The sequence below is a fragment of the Deltaproteobacteria bacterium genome, assembly GCA_005879535.1.
GTDB lineage: Bacteria > Myxococcota > Myxococcia > Myxococcales > 40CM-4-68-19 > 40CM-4-68-19.
On the sequence record VBKI01000040.1, the window covers coordinates 13,418 to 28,770 of the forward strand.

Consider the following 15,353-nt stretch of genomic DNA (forward strand, 5'->3'; position numbering starts at 1 on the left):
GGCGCTGGCGCTGGTCCAGCGCGGGCGGCCGCGAGAGGGCGCGCTCGCGTTCGAGGCGGTGGAGCGCTGGCTGAAAGCGCACGAGGACGAGCCGCCGTCGCCGGCGTTTCTCGGCGTGGAGGCGGCTGCGCTGTCGCTCGACGTGCGCCTGCAGGCCGCGCTGGCGCGGGGCAAAGCGGGAGAGATCCAGGAGTCCATCCGGCGCGTGCGCGCGCTGTTTTCGGAGCGGCCGGCGGACGAAGGCGTGTCGCTCGCGCTGCTCGAGTCATTCGACCGTGCGGGGAAAGCGGCGGAGGCGGAGCACATCCTCGCCGCCGCGGTGCGGGCGCATCCTGGATCCGACGGGCTCCTCTACGCGCTGGCCAACGCACAGGATCGCAGCGCCGCGCGCGGGAAAGCGCTCTCCACCATGCGCAAGGTGCTCGCCATCCAGCCGCAGCACGCGGGCGCGCTCAACTACATCGGATACTCGTTGACCGAGCGCGGAGGCGCCGCCGATCTGCGCGAGGCCGAAGGTCTGTTGGCGCGTGCCATCGAGCTCCGCCCTGACGACGGCGCCATCGCCGACTCGTACGGTTTCTGCCTGCTCAAGCTCGGCCGCGCTGTCGAAGCGCTGGCGGAGTTGCGCCGCGCCGACCGGCTCTCTCCCTCCGATCCCGTCATCCTGAGTCACCTGGGCGACGCGCTCGTTGCTACCGGCGGAAAGACGGCGGCCCTCGCTGCCTTCCGCCGCGCGCTCGGTCTGCTCATCCCTGCATCGACACGCCGCACGCCGAATCGCGCCGCGCAAGCGCGGGTCGATCCGCCCGATCGACCGGACCGCAACGACGCCAAGGTTCGCGTGGAAATCGAGCGCAAGCTGAGGGCGCTGGCGCCTTGACTGCGCGTCCGCCCCGTGGTTTTTGCGGGCGCGGCCAGGAGGCAGCAGGCGTGGCGGAAGAGCGGACAGACGAGGGTTTTTTCAGCGCCCGCGACGGCGTCCGTCTCTTCTGGCACACCGAGCGCGCCGCGAGCCCCACCGGTCATGTCGCCCTCCTGCACGGGTATGCGGAGCATCTCGGCCGGCAGAGCGAGATCATGCGCGCGCTCGCGGACCGGCGATATACGGTCCACTTGCTCGATTGCCGCGGCCATGGTCAGAGCGGTGGCAAGCGCGCGCACGTAGACCGATTCGACGAGTACCTCTCCGATCTCGACGTGTTCCTCTCGCGCGTCCGCGAGCGGTCCGGGAGCGCGCCGCTGTTCCTCCTCGGCCACAGCCACGGAGCGCTGATCGCCGTCAGGTATCTGCTCGATCACCCGGATGCCGTTCGCGGGGCGGTACTGGCGTCGCCGTACTTCCGCCTCAAGCTCCCCGTCTCGCCCATCAAGATCCTCGCCGGGAAGCTGATCTCGCGCGTGTTCCCGAGCTTGCCCATGCGCAACGAGCTCAAGCCCGAGCAGCTGACCCGCGACGTGCGCATCCAGAACGCCACCCGCGCCGATCCGCTCTATCAGCAGATCGCCACCCCGCGTTGGTACACCGAGAGCAGCGCGGCGCAGGAGACGGTGCTGCGAAGGGCCACCGAGTTCGTCACTCCCTTCCTGCTCCTGTTCGGCTCGGCCGACGCGATCGCCGATCCGGCCGCGGGGAAGGAATTCTTCGAGCACGCAACCTCCAAGGACAAGCAGCAGAAGCAGTACGACGGCTTCCTGCACGAGCTCTTCCACGAGCCCGAGCGCGACCGGGTGTTCCGCGACGTGGTCGGCTGGCTCGACGAGCGCGCGCGGGACGCCTCGACGCGGGCGGCGGGCGCGAGATGAGCGAGCGGAACCGTCTGCTCGAGCTCCTCACCCAGCTTGCCTACGAGAAGCGCAAGGTGGTCCTCTCCTCCGGACAAGAGAGCGATTTCTACATCGACACCAAGCAGGCCTCGCTCACCGCGGAGGGCCACTACCTGGTCGGACGGCTGGTGCTCGCCGAGATCCGCGCCCATTTCCACGGCGCCCAGGCGGTCGGCGGAATGACCATGGGTGCGGATCCCATCGCCAGCGCGGTGTCACTGACGAGCTGGCTGCAGGCGAGCCCGCTGCCGGCGTTCTACGTGCGCAAGGAGCCGAAAGGGCACGGCACCAGCCAGTGGGTCGAGGGAAAGAAGGGGCTTCCTTCGCCGGCGCAGGTGGTGGTGGTCGAGGATGTGGTGACCACGGGCGCCTCCACTCTCAAGGCCATCGAGCGCTGCCGGAGCGAAGGGCTGCACGTGCTCGGCGTGGTAGCGCTGGTCGACCGCGAGGAGGGCGGCGGGGAGGCGGTGGAGAAGGCCGGGGTCGAGCTCCGCTCGCTGTTCCGCCGGAGCGACTTTCCGTGAGGCGACTCTTTGCGGTCGCGACCGTTGCGCTCGCCACTGCCTGCCGGACGCTGCCGTTTCCCGATCCCGACCTCCAAGGCGACTACGGGAAGGCGCTGAAGAAGTGGACGCGCAAGGTGGCGTTGTACAGCGGGCTGGAGACGCGCGCGTTCGTGCGCGTCGTCTATCTCTCGCCCGACTTCGTGAACGCGCAGGCGATCGAGATCTCGCGCATGCGCGCCGAGCTTCCCGACAAGGCCGCGGAGACGCTCGCCCATCTGCGCGAGGAATACCGGCAGCCCAGCTTCTTCGCGGTGGTGTACATGCCCGACCGGACGGCAAACGACTGGAACGAGTCGGGCTCGGTTTGGCGGCTGGCGCTCAACCTTGGATTGGGCGAGCGGGCGCCGGAAAAGATCCAGCGCTTCGAAACTCCCTTCAACGCCGAGCTGCGCGCGCTCTATCCGTATCTCGACGACTACTCGGCCGGTTATCTGCTGAAGTTTCCAGAGCCGTTCCCTGCCGTCGCGGCCGCGGCAGCCTCTCCGCCGCAGACCTTCACGCCCACGGAAGCACAGCTCGTCGCGGCGGGAGCGCTGGGCAAGATGCAGTTCCGCTGGCGCCTCGACGGCGGTCCGGAAAGGCCGTCTTCGGCGGAGACGGGTCAGGAGCAGAAGCCGGTCACGTCGCCCAAGCCTTGAATGGCGAGCGCCTCACTTCGTTTCCAGCTTGCGGACGTACAGGGTTCCGGCGTGGACCCAATCCGCCTCGACGTCATGAACGCGCACCTCTGCGGCGGAAATGACGCCTCCGTGGACGTCGTCATCGCCCGACTCAGGAAGCTCCGAATCCGCGATCATGACGAGCTCGTCGCTGCGGACTTCCTTGGCCTTGATGCGGTGGGCGTAGATGACGTCTCCGCTGAGGCCTTCGACGTGAAGATCGTGTGCGGTGAAGAGTTGCAGCGAGCCGGCGTCGGGAGATCCGGCATTGCCGTTCGACGTCCCGCCGTCGAGCTGTGGCGTGTCCGACTGTGCAGTCCCGCCGTCCACGGGAGTCGTCGTGGTGGCGCCTTCATCGGAGGCGCTACCGCCGGTGGTGAACGGGCCACATGCAGCGGCCCCGATCAACAATGCTGCAATCCAACTGCTCTTCGTCCGCACCTTCGCCCCCGGCGATGGCGACGAATCTTCGGCGCGCTCCCTCCTGCTGCAACCGGTCTCCGCAGCTTCTCTCGTCGGGAACTGAACGCCGCGGCGCGCTACGTAGAGGCACCACCTTGCCCGACAGAGTGTCGATGAAAATCCCTATGGGCCAACCGCCTGGTCGCAGGCGGGTGACGTTCGGCTGTGGCCCGGGGGCAGCTGCGCGAAAACCCTATCCGGGCCGCCCGTGGGGGCGAGGGGGAACAATGTTCCAGGAAGTCATGCCGGCGATGGGCCGCTTCAGCTGGCGGTCCTGCAAGTCGAAGAAGTCGCACAAGTCGCGCAAGTCCTGCAAGTCGCACAAGTCTCACAAGCGCCACAAGCGCTGCGGCTGCTAGTCGTCAGCGAAGGGCGGACGGGTACGCGCCGTCCGTCCTCGTCGCCGCGGAGGCGATCGTGTCCGATGCAGCCTGCGCCCTGCGCGCATCGGAGGAGCCCGCAGCGCCTGCGGCTTCTCTGGGGGCGATCGTGCGACGGTTCTGGCCGCGGTTGCGGCCTTTTCTGCGTCCGGCCGCCATCGTTCTCGCCGCCAGCCTGGTCACGCCCGCCATCGAAACGGCGGCAGTGTGGCTCTTCAAGACGCTGGTTGACGGCGTGCTGGTCCCGCGCGATCTCCGCGCGCTCGTCCCGCTCGGGCTGGCCTATCTCGGTCTGACCGTCGCCGGCGGCGCTGTGGGATTCGTCAGCGGCTATCTGTCCACCTCGATCTCCGAGCGCTTCCTGCTGCTGTTGCGCACCGAAGTGTTTGCCCACGCGCAGCGGCTGTCCGTCGATTTTCTCGACCGCCGTCGCCTCGGGGACCTCCTCTCCCGGCTCAGCGGCGACATCGGCTCGATCGAGTCGTTCCTTCTTTCCGGAGTCATCGATGCCGCGGTCGATCTAGTCCGAGTGCTCTTTTTCGCCGCCGCCCTTGCTTTGCTCGACTGGCGGCTGGCGTTGCTCTCGATCGTCGTCGCGCCCGCCTTCTGGCTGGCGGCGCGCGCCCTCTCCGGCCGGCTTCGCGACCTGTCGCGAGAGAAGCGCCGGCGGAGCGGCAGCCTGAGCGCAGTCGCCGAAGAGAGCCTCTCCAACGCGGCACTCGTTCGCGCTTACGGTGCGGAAGACGCGGAGCTCCGGCGGTTCCAGCGCGAAGGCGAGGCCGGCGTGGTGGCGGCGCTCGCCTCGGCGCGCCTCCGGGCTCTGTTCTCGCCGCTGGTCGATCTCCTCGAGATGGGCGGCACGCTGGTGGTGCTCGCGGCCGGGACGTGGGAGCTGCAGCAGGGCCGGCTCACCCTCGGCGCGCTGCTGATCTTCGTCACCTACCTGGGAAAGCTCTATCGGCCGGTCCGGGAGCTGGGATCGTTCTACAACAGCGCGTTCAGCGCCGCGGCCAGCGCGGAGCGCGTGCTCGAGCTGCTCGACCAACCCCAGGAGACGCCGTCCCGCACTTACGAACCGCTTCGCCTCTCCCGCGGGGTTCTGGAGTTCGACCGGGTCACGTTCCGCTATCCCGGAAGCAAGGCGGCGGCGCTCGACGACGTCTCGTTCCGCCTGGAGCCCGAAGAGTCGCTTGCGCTTGTAGGTCCGAGCGGGTCCGGCAAGTCGACCATCGTCAAGCTGCTGCTGCGCTTTTACGAGCCGGACTCGGGGCGGATCCTCCTCGATGGGCGCGATCTGCGCGAGATCGACCCGCGCGAGCTGCGCGCTGCCCTCGCCGTCGTCCTGCAGGAGACGTTGATCGTGCACGGCACCGTTCGCCAGAACATCGCCTACGGGAGCGAGGCCGCCGACGACGAGACGATGCGCCTCGCGGCGCGACAGGCGGACGTCGACGAGTTCGCGCAGGCACTGCCAGGTGGATACGACTGCCTCGTCGGACAGAAGGGCAGGCTGCTCTCCGGGGGCCAACGCCAGCGAATTGCCATCGCTCGCGCGATGATCCGCCGCGCCCCGCTGTTGCTGCTCGACGAGCCCACCGCTTCGCTCGACGCCGAGGCCGCGCGGCGGGTCATGGCCCCGCTCCTGCGCCTCGTCGCGGGACGGACGACGTTGCTGGTGACGCACGATCTTCGGCTCGCCCGACTCGCGGGGCGGATCCTGGTGCTGGAGAAGGGCCGGATCGCGGATGCGGGAACGCACGACGAACTGGTCGCGCGCGGGGGCAGCTACGCGCGCGCCTGCCTTGGGCAGGTCGGCGCCGAACCGCTGCAAGGGTGCGCCTGAAAATGACGGTCATCCCGCGAGGAAGACCGCTCTCCCCCGGCTATCGCGCGCTGCGGCTGCTTCGCCGCGGGCATGCGGTCGACGTCTACGACGCGTGGAGCGAGGAGCGCGGCTGCCGCTGCATCGCGAAAGCGCTGCGCGCCGATAGGCTGGCCGATCGCGAGGCGCGCCTCTCCCTGTTGCTCGAAGCGCGCCTGCTCCTCGACCTGTCGCATCCGCATCTGGTTCGCGCCTATGAGCTCCTGCGCCGGCCGCGCCCGATCCTCGTCCTCGAGACGCTGACCGGCGCAACGGTCTCGCGCCTCATTTCCGACCACCCGCGCGGCTTTCCGGCGCGCGACGTCCTCTTTCTCGGCATTCACATCGCCTCCGCACTCGGGTACCTGCACGCGACCGGATATCTGCATCTCGACGTGAAGCCGTCGAACGTCGTCGCGCAAGGCGGGTCGGCAAAGCTCATCGACTTGAGTCTTGCCGAGCGAATCGGGCGCCGGGTCCCTGGCGTTGGCACTCGCGGGTACATGTCCCCGGAGCAGATCGCCGGGCGGCGGCTGACGACGGCGACCGATGTCTGGGGATTGGGACGCCTTCTTCACGAGGCGGCGCACGGGACGACGCGGCTCCCTCGTGCGGCGGCGCAGGTCATCGATGCCTGCCTGCAGGCGGATCCCCGGGCGCGACCCGCGCTCGACGAACTTTCGGAGACGTTTCGTGCCGCGGTCTAGCGCCGCCGCGATGCTGCTCGCGCTCGCGGCCACCTTCGCTACCGGCGCGGTGGCGGATCCGCCTCCCTCGCGCTCGCTGCGCGCCGCGCGAAGAATCGGCGAGATCCGGATCGACGGCCGCCCCGACGAGGCCGCGTGGCGCGCGGCGGACGTCGGCGACAGCTTCCTCCAGACAGAGCCCGACGACGGCCAGCCCGCGACCGCGCCGACCCGGTTCCGGGTCCTCTGGGACGACGACTCGCTGTATGTGGCGATCGAATGCGACGATCCGCAACCGCCGACGGCGCTGGCCAGCCCACGCGACCGGGACATCGACGCGGATCTCGTCCGCATCGATCTCGACACGACGCTCGACCGCCGCACCGCCTACCACTTCGGCGTCTACGCCGCGGGCCAGCAGGTCGACGGAATGCATTTCAACGACGACGACTACACCAGCGACTGGGACGCGGCGTGGGAATCGGCCGTCGCGACCACGCCTTCGGGTTGGAGCGTCGAGATGCGCATTCCCCTGCGGGTCCTGCGCGTGCCCGAGGGTGCGCGGGCGTTCGGGCTCAACGTCGCGCGGACCCTCACCCGGCGGCACGAGGAAACCACCTGGCAGTACCGGCCGCGCGAGGCGGCGGGAGTGGTCAGCGGCTTCGGCCTGCTCACCGGCCTCGATGGGCTCCGGCCGGTCGTGCAACTGGATCTCAAGCCGTATGTCGCTGGCCGAGGCAATTGCGGGACGGCGACGGCGACTCCCTGTCAGGCCGGTTTCGATCTCGGGCTCGATGCGCGCTATTCGCTGACCAGCGAGCTGGCGCTGGTCGGCACCGTCCACCCGGACTTCGGCCAGGTGGAGATCGACGAGCGGGTGCTGAACCTCACCACCTTCGAGACCTACCTGCCGGAGAAGAGACCCTTCTTTCTCGAAGGGCTCGACCTGTTCAACCTGCCGCTCTCGAGCGCGTACCAGATCTTCTACTCGCGCAGGATCGGCGAAGCGCCGGTTTCCCCGCTGCTCGGCCCGAACGACACGCTGATCGCGGACGCCGGTGCCCGGAACATCGCGGGCGCCGCAAAGGTGTCCGGAAGGACGGGACCCTACAGCGTCCAGGCGCTGACGGCGTTCGAGCCACGCGCCTACGCCCGCGTGCTCTCGGCGGATGGACGCGCGGGCGATCAGCTCGCGGCGGAGGCCGCGCAGGCGACGGCGCTCCGCGTTCGCAGGGCGTTGAGCGACTCCGCGGTATCCGGCTTTGCCGTCACCGCGCTCGATCCGTTCGGCTTCGCCGACCGCCACGCGTTCGCGGCCGCGGCGGACACCGTCGTGTTCGATGCGGACCGCGACTGGAACGCGTCGGTGCAGGTGGCGGGATCGTTGCTCGCGGGCGGGACCGACTCCGTGCTCCTCGACGGAACCGTGCTCGGCGCGGGAGCCAGGGGGTGGGCAGCATCGACGCGCCTCGCCCGCGATGGAGGAGCGCTCAACGCGAGCTTCTCCGCAGACGTCCTCTCGCCAAAGTTCTGGGTCAACGATCTGGGCTTCATGGACCGGGGCAATCTGATCGATCTGCGCCCTGCGTTGACGGTGCGCGACCTGCACCCGCAGGGAAGATGGCAAAAGGCGTCGTTGCGGCTGAGCGCCGAGGACGAGCGCAATTTTGACGGCTTCCTGCTGCGGCGCTCGTTGTCCCTGGACTCGTCGGTGACGCTGAACTCGTACTGGAGCGGCTCGCTGTCCACCACGCTGTTTCTTCCGGCCGTCGACGACCGCGAGCTGGGAGACGGCACGCCGCTGGCGCGGCCTGGTGCGGTGCGCGTCTCCGCGGACGTCGGCACCGACTCGCGGCAATCCCTCATCGCCTCGTTCTCCATCTCGCAACAGCTCAGCGAAGGTATGCGCGAGCGCAAGACCGCAATCGGCGCGGACCTCAAGTTCCGGCCCTATCCGGCGCTGGAAGCGGGAGTGTCCGTCACCTACGAAAACGATGGAGGCGCCATCCGGCGGATCCGCGGCGCGACCGGCGTTCCGGAGATGGGCGGCGATCCTGCGGTAGATCTCGACCCAGCCGGGGCGACGCGATCCTGGCGCTTGTACCTGCTGGCTCCTCAATACGCGCAGTCGGTCAGCGCCATCCTGCGCGCGGCCGCGGCGCTCGGACCGCATCTCTCCGTGCAAGCGTTTGCGCAGCTCTTCACGGAAGGAGTTGCCTACGGCGACCCGATGCGCGCGGTCGTCGCGCCGGGTCGCGCGACCGTCCAGCTCGACGGACTCCCTCGCGCCGGCGGTGCGGATCAGCCTGCCTGGCCCGACCAGCGCGATGCGGACCTTTCACTCAACCTGGTGTTGCGCTGGGAATGGCGGGTCGGCTCGAACCTCTATCTGGCGTATGCGCACCAGACCTCCGGATCGGCGTCGCCGAACGACCATCGGCTGTCGCTGTTCGGCGAGGCCGGTGCGCTCGCGGGCCCGGGGGCGACGCGCGGCGACGCTTTGATGCTCAAGATCGACATGCTCACCGCGCTCTGATCCTCAGCGCGGCCAGGCCGACGGCGCCGGCTTGCCGCGCACCAGAACGGTGTCGCGCGGTGGAATCTGCCCGGTCCAGCTCAGCGTGTAATGCAGCCCGCGGCTCTCCTTGCGCTCCTGCGCGCAGGCGACGATCAGTTGCGCCACCTCGGCGAGATTGCGCAGCTCGAGCATGTCCCGGTCAACCAGGTACCCCCAGTAGTACTCCTGGATCTCGCCGGCCAGGTTGTCGAGGCGGCGCTGCGCGCGCGCGAGGCGTTTGTCGGTCCGGACGATGCCGACGTAGTTCCACATCAGGTGGCGGATCTCGTCCCAGTTCTGCTTCACGATCACGCCTTCGTCGGGCGGCACGGCGCGGCCTGGATCCCAGTCCGGGACCGACGGCGAACGGACGGACTCGGCGCAGATTCCGCGGGCCGCATCCGCCGCGCGGCGGCCGAAGACGAGACCCTCCAGCAGCGAGTTCGATGCCAGCCGATTCGCTCCGTGCAGTCCCGTGCACGCGACTTCACCCGCCGCGAGCAGGCCGGGCAGGGTGGTTCGCCCTTGCAGGTCGGTGCACACGCCGCCGCAGACGTAGTGGGCTGCGGGCACGACCGGGATCGGAGTGACCGCCATGTCGAATCCGAAGGCGCGGCAAGTCGCATAGATGTGCGGGAAGTGCTCGACCAGGAACGCCTTCCCGAGGTGCGTCATGTCCAGGAACGCGGAGTCGTCGCCGCGCCGCTTCAGCTCGCTGTCGATGCTGCGCGCCACCACGTCCCGAGGCGCCAGCTCCTTGCGCGGGTCGTAGCGCTCCATGAACGCCTCGCCGGCCTTGTTGCGCAGGATGCCGCCCTCTCCCCGGAGCGCCTCGGAGATGAGGAAGTTCTTCGCTTCCGGGTGGTAGAGGCAGGTGGGGTGGAACTGGATGAACTCGAGGTTCGCCACCGCGGCGCCCGCGCGATGGGCCATTGCCAGGCCGTCTCCCGTCGCGACGTCGGGATTGGTCGTGTACAGGTAGACCTTGCCGGCGCCGCCGGTCGCCAGAAGCACCGTTTTGGCCACGAAGCTGTGGACCTGCCCCGACCGGTTGTCGAGCGCGTACGCGCCAAGCACGCGCTCTGCGGGAGCGCCGAGGCGCGAGGCGAGGATGAAGTCGATGGCATGGTGATCCTCGAAGAACTGCACTCCGGCGTCCGCCGCCGCCTGGAGGAGGGTCCGCTCCACTTCCATCCCGGTGAGATCGGCGGCATGGACGACGCGCCGCTGCGAGTGCCCGCCTTCGCGCGTGAGGTGGTAGCCGAACTCCGACGCGTCGCGCGTGAACTCCGCTCCCAGGTCGATCAGCTGCCGCACGCGGGCCGGGCCCTCGGTGACCGTGACGCGGACGGCCTCTTCGCGGCAGAGCCCGCCTCCCGCGGTGAGTGTGTCCTGGACGTGCTGCTCGAAGCTGTCCTGCGGACCGAAAACCGCCGCGATGCCGCCCTGCGCGTAGGCGGTATTGCTCTCGGAGCGGCCTCTTTTCGAGAGCAAGGCGACGCTCCCATGCCTGGCCGCCTGCACGGCGAAAGAAAGGCCAGCAATTCCCGACCCGAGAACAAGGTAGTCGAACTGTTGCCGCATGTCGGACATCTACCAGAAAGCAGGCGTGTGAAGATTTGCCCCCCAACATGGCGAGGGGTTATCGTCCACTCTGAATATGGTGCGGCTCCTCCTTGCCATGGCGCTCTATGCGCTGCCCGCGGCTGCGCGCTCGCCGCTGCACACCTGGACCGACAAGGACGGCGTCTTCCACGTCGAGGACGTTCCGCCCTCCCGCGCCCGGGCCGCAGCGCGAAAGACGGCCGAGGCGCAGGTGAACGTCGCGCCGTCCAGGCGCGGCGAGCGGTGGTGGGAGAAGCGCTCCGACGCTCCGCCCGACGAGATCGACCGGGCGGCGGCGCTCTACAACGTTCCGGCGGAGCTGGTCCGTGCAGTGATCTGGGCCGAGAGCGCGGGCGACGCGGCGGCGATCTCGCGCGCCGGCGCCATCGGTCTGATGCAGCTCATGCCGCGCACCGCCGGCGACATGTACGTCGAGGATCCGGTCGATCCCGCCCAGAACATCATGGGCGGCACCCGCTACCTCCGCTGGCTCGCCAATCAGTTCAAGGGCGACATGCTGCTCACGCTGGCCGCGTACAACGCCGGCCCCGAAGCCGTCCGCAAGTACGGCGGCGTCCCTCCCTTCGACGAGACGCGCCAATACGTCCGTCGCGTCGTCGCCTACTACCGTCAGCTCCGGGCGCAGACGCGCAAGAGGGTCGTCGCCGAGGCGGCGAAGTGATCGATCCGCGCAGCCGCGCGGAACGCGCCATCTTCGACGAGGACGATTCCGATCTCGCCGACAACCAGGAATTCGATCGCGCCCTCTCCGCCGGAAACGAGGCGCTCTCGCAGGGCAATTCCGCGGACGCGCGCGTCGCGCTGGAGAAGGCGCTCCGGTACAAGCCGCGCAACCAGCGGGCGCGCAACCTGCTCGGGCTTTCGCTGTTCAAGCTGGGCGAGCTATCGCGGGCGGAGGAGATCTACCGGTCGCTGATCGAGGACCATCCGGCGGATCCCACCCTGCGGGTAAACCTTGGGCTGGTCTTCCTGAAACAAAACGCATCGGCGGACGCGGTGCGCTGCTTCGAGACGGCGCTCGATCTCGCTCCCGAGCACCAGAAGGCGCAGAACTACCTCGGCCTCGCGCTGGCGCAGAAGGGCGAGCTGGCGCGCGCGCGGGAGTGGTTCCTCAAGGCGGGCAACGACGCGATGGCCGATCGGATGGCGCTCGCGCTGCAGCAGAGCCCCATCCGGGCGGTCGCCGACAGCGCGACCGAGGCGCTTTCCGAGGAGCAACCCTTCACGCCGGCGACCGAGGAGCGAGCAGCGAAGAAGGGCGACACGCAGGAGATTCCCCGGCCGCCGCAGCTCGATCAGGCGAGCCGGGCAAACTGGGTCGCGACGAATCCCGGAAAACCCGCCGCGCCGCCGGTGATGCCGGAGATCGCGCGGACTTCCCGGGGAGCCGTGGTCGCGAACGCGCCGGAGCCGTCGAACCCGGCGGGCGTTTCGGCGGAAGTGCCCGAGCCGTCCGCGGATTCGCCGCCCTCGATGGCGCAATACACCTCGGCGAAGAGGCTGCCCGTTCCTGATCCCGCAGGCGGGTTTGCCATCGGACCGTCCGAAGTGTCGATCCAGGTGCGCGGCGAGATGCTCACGCGACTCGACGGCCTCGTCGCCTCCTGGGGCTCGCTCACCATGAAGCCCGAGCTGAAGCGCTTTCGCGGCAAGGCGACGGACAAGCCGTTCGGCGAGGGCTCGCGCCGGATGCTGCGCGCGAGCGGGGAGGGGCGGTACGTGATCTCGCGCGAGGGGCGCTGCTTCACCGCCCTCGAGCTCGCCGACGAGCCCGCCTACTTTCGCGAAGAGGTGCTCTTCGCCTTCGAGGAGTCGATCCTCTTCGAGAACGGCCGCGTGCCCTCGAAGGGCGGGACCGATCTGCACCTCGTGCATCTGCGCGGTCGCGGCAAGCTGCTGCTGGCGACGTTTGGCGTGCCCCGGGCGGTCGACGTCCAGAAGGGCGAGCCGCTGCGCTTTCCCATGGACCAGCTCGTCGGCTGGCACGGTCCGCTGATCCAGCCCCGGCTCGTCGCCATGGTCGAGGAAGCGCCCGAGCTCGGCGTGGCCCTCGAGCTGGCCGGCGAAGGGCGCGCGCTCCTCGACGTTCCGCCCGGCCGGTGACCCCGGTGAAGATGACGCGCCGCGAGCGCCTGCGTGACGAGCTGCTCAATGCGCCCAACCTGATCACGCTGGCGCGGATCGCGCTGGTCCCGGTGTTCCTGTACCTGCTGTTTTACGAGAACCGTCGCAACTGCTTTCTCGCCTCGCTCATCTACGCCGTCTGTGCCCTCACCGACTGGTTCGACGGCTGGCTCGCGCGGGTCTCGGACAAGGTGACCACGCTGGGGAAGTTCCTCGACCCGCTCTCCGACAAGGTGATCGTCCTCTCCGCGCTGGTGATGCTGGTGCGGCTCGGGCGGGTGGCGGTGTGGGTGGTGGTGGTCATCGTCGCCCGGGAGTTCCTCATCTCCGGGCTCCGCACCATCGCGGCGTCCGAGGGGCTGCTGATCTCGGCGTCGCAGGGCGGGAAGTGGAAGACGTCGCTGCAGCTCTGCGGGATCATCTGCCTGATGCTCAACTACCACTTCGCGATCGACTACGTGTTCGCGACGGTGGTGACGGATTTCCACGCGGTCGGCACCGTCCTGGTATACCTCTCGCTGCTGCCGTCCATCGCCTCCGCGGTGGAGTACGTGCGGGCGTTCTACTTGCTTGACACAGGGGAACAGCGAGGCTAATTCAGCCTTCGCTTCGCGGAACTAGCTCAGCTGGTAGAGCGTCGCCTTGCCAAGGCGAAGGTCGCCGGTTCGAACCCGGTGTTCCGCTCCATATGGCCCCGGAATCCTTGAGGATTTCGGGGTCTTCGTCTTTTTTCGGCGAAGGCGACGCCCATGCTGGCCCTAACATATTGACCCGTCGTGGGAATCCCGACGCCCAAGCCGCGCCTGGCACATGCTGGGCACATATTTGCCTGACCCTGACCCGGCGTTGACACTAGTCATGTGTACACGTAAACTGTGTGCATGAATTTGACCCTCTCGGTCGACGACAAGCTGGTCGAGAAGGCGCGGCAGGTGGCCTCCCGGCAGGGGACCAGCTTGCAAGCGCTCGTCCGGCAGTACATCGAGACGCTGGCGGGGTCTCGAGAGGGCGCAGCCCTCGTCCAACGCCTGGAAGACCAGTGGCGCGAAGCAGACAGGCATCTCCGCGCGCATCCTCCGAAGAAATACAAGTTCGATCGCGAGGAGCTGTACGCGGATCGCATCGGTCGTCGCCGGCGGGGCGAGTAGTGGCCGAGCGCTCCTTCTTCGACACGAACATCCTCGTTTACGCGCACGCTGGTGACGAACCGCAAAAGCGGAAAGTCGCTCGCAAGGTGCTATCAACGCATCTCGAAGATCAAACCGCTGTTTTCTCCACGCAGGTGCTCCAGGAATACTTCGTCGCGGCGACGCGAATCGGTCTGCCGGCGGAAATCGCGCAGCAGCACGTGGCGACTTATGCGCAAGCGAATGTGGTTCAGGTGACCACGGAGTTGATCCTGGCCGCGATCGATCTCCATCGCCTTCACAAGCTGTCGTTCTGGGACGCGCTGATCGTGCGGTCGGCGCGTGCTGCCGGATGCAGCGTCCTCTTCAGCGAGGACATGAAGCAGGGACAGAGCTACGAGGGCATGATGATCGAGAACCCATTCTCCCGTTGAAGGATCACGCGGTCTTCAGAGACGTTCTTTGTTCGCATCACGATCTAGCTCCCGATGCCGGCGCCGGCGGCGACCTTATCGAACGCCAGCGAGGTCGACAGGTCGCGGAACGCCTCGATCTGCGCCTTCAGCTCGGCGACCTTCTGCTCCGCGGTCGCAATGGCATCGGCGCCGGCGATGAAGCGGCGCGGCGGTGGCCTCTGGCTCGCAATGGTGATGAGCGCTCGCGCGAGCTTCGTCGGGTCGCCGGATTGCTGGCCATTCTGCGCCTTCCAGAACTGGAGCTGCTTCGCTCTGCGCTCGTCGTAGTCGTCGATGGACGGCTCGGCATAGTTCGTCGATTGCTCGGTGAGGAGCTCCGTGCGGAAGAACCCGGGGTTGACGATGGTGGTCGCGATGCCGAACGGCGCGACCTCGGCGTGCAGCGAGTCCATGAAGCCCTCGAGGCCGAACTTCGACGCGGCATAGGCCGTACCGAACTCGAACGCGCCCGAGAGGCCCGCTGACGAGGAGATCGAGATGATGTGCCCCGAGCGCTGTTTGCGCATCACCGGCAGGACGGCGCGAGTGACGTTCATCGGGCCAAGGAGGCTCGCCGCCAACTGCCGGTCCATCTGCTCCGGTGTCAGTTCCTCGAAAAAGCCGGCGTAAAAGCTGGCCGCATTGTTGACCAGCACGTCGATGCGGCCGAACCGATCGACAGCGGCCCGCACCGCCGCCTCGGCATCCGCTCGGCTGGTGACGTCCAGCTTGACGTCCAGCAGGTCGTTCCACCGACCCAAAGTTTTGGACACGCGGTCGGCGTCCCGGCCCGAGGCCACAACCGCGTGGCCGGCCGCCAGGGCGGCCCTTGCGAAATCGAGGCCCATGCCACGGCCAGCTCCAGTGATGAACCAGATCTTGTTGTTACTCATGACCTCTCCTTTTTCCGGGATGGATGGGCCTCGCCATCCCGCAGCGCCTTTCCCGTGTATGGCCGCGTTGCTGACAATCTGAGTCCTGGTTCTCGATTTCGACTCCTCGTATAATTCACTTGCGCTTATGCAT

At 68.2% G+C, this 15,353-nt stretch carries 14 protein-coding genes and 1 tRNA gene; 12 read left to right on the plus strand and 3 right to left on the minus strand.

What is annotated here, in order from left to right:
- The first annotated feature begins 4 nt into the window (after positions 1-4).
- Genes E6J58_02870 through E6J58_02885 form a run of 4 tightly spaced genes read left to right on the plus strand, consistent with a single transcriptional unit; the run spans position 5 to position 3,028 of the window.
- Positions 5-880, plus strand: a complete 876-nt coding sequence (locus tag E6J58_02870) for a tetratricopeptide repeat protein (GenBank protein ID TMB41593.1) — start codon at positions 5-7, stop codon at positions 878-880.
- The gene (locus E6J58_02875) at positions 757-1,803 is read left to right on the plus strand and encodes a lysophospholipase (GenBank protein ID TMB41594.1); all 1,047 of its coding nucleotides are present in this window, start codon (positions 757-759) and stop codon (positions 1,801-1,803) included. The genes E6J58_02870 and E6J58_02875 overlap by 124 nt, the downstream gene beginning before the upstream one ends.
- Entirely contained in the window at positions 1,800-2,348 is a 549-nt protein-coding gene (gene pyrE, locus E6J58_02880; protein TMB41595.1) for an orotate phosphoribosyltransferase, read from the plus strand. The genes E6J58_02875 and pyrE overlap by 4 nt, the downstream gene beginning before the upstream one ends.
- Positions 2,345-3,028: a hypothetical protein gene (locus E6J58_02885; GenBank protein ID TMB41596.1), complete on the plus strand. Its 684-nt coding sequence runs from the start codon at positions 2,345-2,347 to the stop codon at positions 3,026-3,028. The genes pyrE and E6J58_02885 overlap by 4 nt, the downstream gene beginning before the upstream one ends.
- 12 nt (positions 3,029-3,040) lie before the next feature.
- On the opposite strand, the gene E6J58_02890 is transcribed toward E6J58_02885, so the two are convergent.
- On the minus strand, positions 3,041-3,460 hold the full coding sequence (locus E6J58_02890; GenBank protein TMB41597.1) for a hypothetical protein: 420 nt from the start codon (positions 3,458-3,460) through the stop codon (positions 3,041-3,043).
- 216 nt (positions 3,461-3,676) lie between these two features.
- Between E6J58_02890 and E6J58_02895 the strand changes: the two genes are divergently transcribed.
- The 3 genes from E6J58_02895 to E6J58_02905 are packed head-to-tail and all read left to right on the plus strand — an operon-like array spanning position 3,677 to position 8,974.
- A complete protein-coding gene (locus E6J58_02895) occupies positions 3,677-5,734 on the plus strand; it encodes an ABC transporter ATP-binding protein (GenBank protein TMB41598.1) in 2,058 nt (685 codons plus the stop codon).
- Between the two features lie 2 nt (positions 5,735-5,736).
- The gene (locus tag E6J58_02900) at positions 5,737-6,459 is read left to right on the plus strand and encodes a serine/threonine protein kinase (protein ID TMB41599.1); all 723 of its coding nucleotides are present in this window, start codon (positions 5,737-5,739) and stop codon (positions 6,457-6,459) included.
- Positions 6,383-8,974, plus strand: coding sequence for a hypothetical protein (locus E6J58_02905; protein ID TMB41600.1), 2,592 nt, complete (start codon positions 6,383-6,385; stop codon positions 8,972-8,974). Before E6J58_02900 ends, E6J58_02905 begins: the two co-directional genes overlap by 77 nt.
- Positions 8,975-8,977: 3 nt before the next feature.
- Here E6J58_02905 and nadB read toward each other — a convergent pair whose 3' ends face one another.
- Positions 8,978-10,588 carry an L-aspartate oxidase gene (gene nadB / locus E6J58_02910; protein TMB41601.1) on the minus strand — a complete coding sequence of 537 codons (1,611 nt, stop codon included), beginning with the start codon at positions 10,586-10,588 and terminating at the stop codon, positions 8,978-8,980.
- A gap of 67 nt (positions 10,589-10,655) precedes the next feature.
- Here nadB and E6J58_02915 point away from each other — a divergent pair, with 67 nt between their 5' ends.
- From E6J58_02915 to E6J58_02935, 5 genes are all read left to right on the plus strand, one after another.
- Positions 10,656-11,282, plus strand: a complete 627-nt coding sequence (locus E6J58_02915) for a lytic transglycosylase domain-containing protein (protein ID TMB41602.1) — start codon at positions 10,656-10,658, stop codon at positions 11,280-11,282.
- A gap of 29 nt (positions 11,283-11,311) precedes the next feature.
- The gene (locus E6J58_02920; protein TMB41607.1) at positions 11,312-12,724 is read left to right on the plus strand and encodes a tetratricopeptide repeat protein; all 1,413 of its coding nucleotides are present in this window, start codon (positions 11,312-11,314) and stop codon (positions 12,722-12,724) included.
- Positions 12,725-12,735: 11 nt separating this feature from the next.
- Positions 12,736-13,341 carry a CDP-diacylglycerol--glycerol-3-phosphate 3-phosphatidyltransferase gene (gene pgsA / locus E6J58_02925; GenBank protein TMB41608.1) on the plus strand — a complete coding sequence of 202 codons (606 nt, stop codon included), beginning with the start codon at positions 12,736-12,738 and terminating at the stop codon, positions 13,339-13,341.
- Between the two features lie 15 nt (positions 13,342-13,356).
- Positions 13,357-13,432: transfer RNA gene (locus E6J58_02930), tRNA-Gly, on the plus strand.
- A 190-nt stretch (positions 13,433-13,622) separates the two neighbouring features.
- On the plus strand, positions 13,623-14,306 hold the full coding sequence (locus E6J58_02935) for a PIN domain-containing protein (GenBank protein ID TMB41603.1): 684 nt from the start codon (positions 13,623-13,625) through the stop codon (positions 14,304-14,306).
- 44 nt (positions 14,307-14,350) lie between these two features.
- Here E6J58_02935 and E6J58_02940 read toward each other — a convergent pair whose 3' ends face one another.
- On the minus strand, positions 14,351-15,220 hold the full coding sequence (locus E6J58_02940; GenBank protein TMB41604.1) for an SDR family NAD(P)-dependent oxidoreductase: 870 nt from the start codon (positions 15,218-15,220) through the stop codon (positions 14,351-14,353).
- Positions 15,221-15,353: the final 133 nt, after the last annotated feature.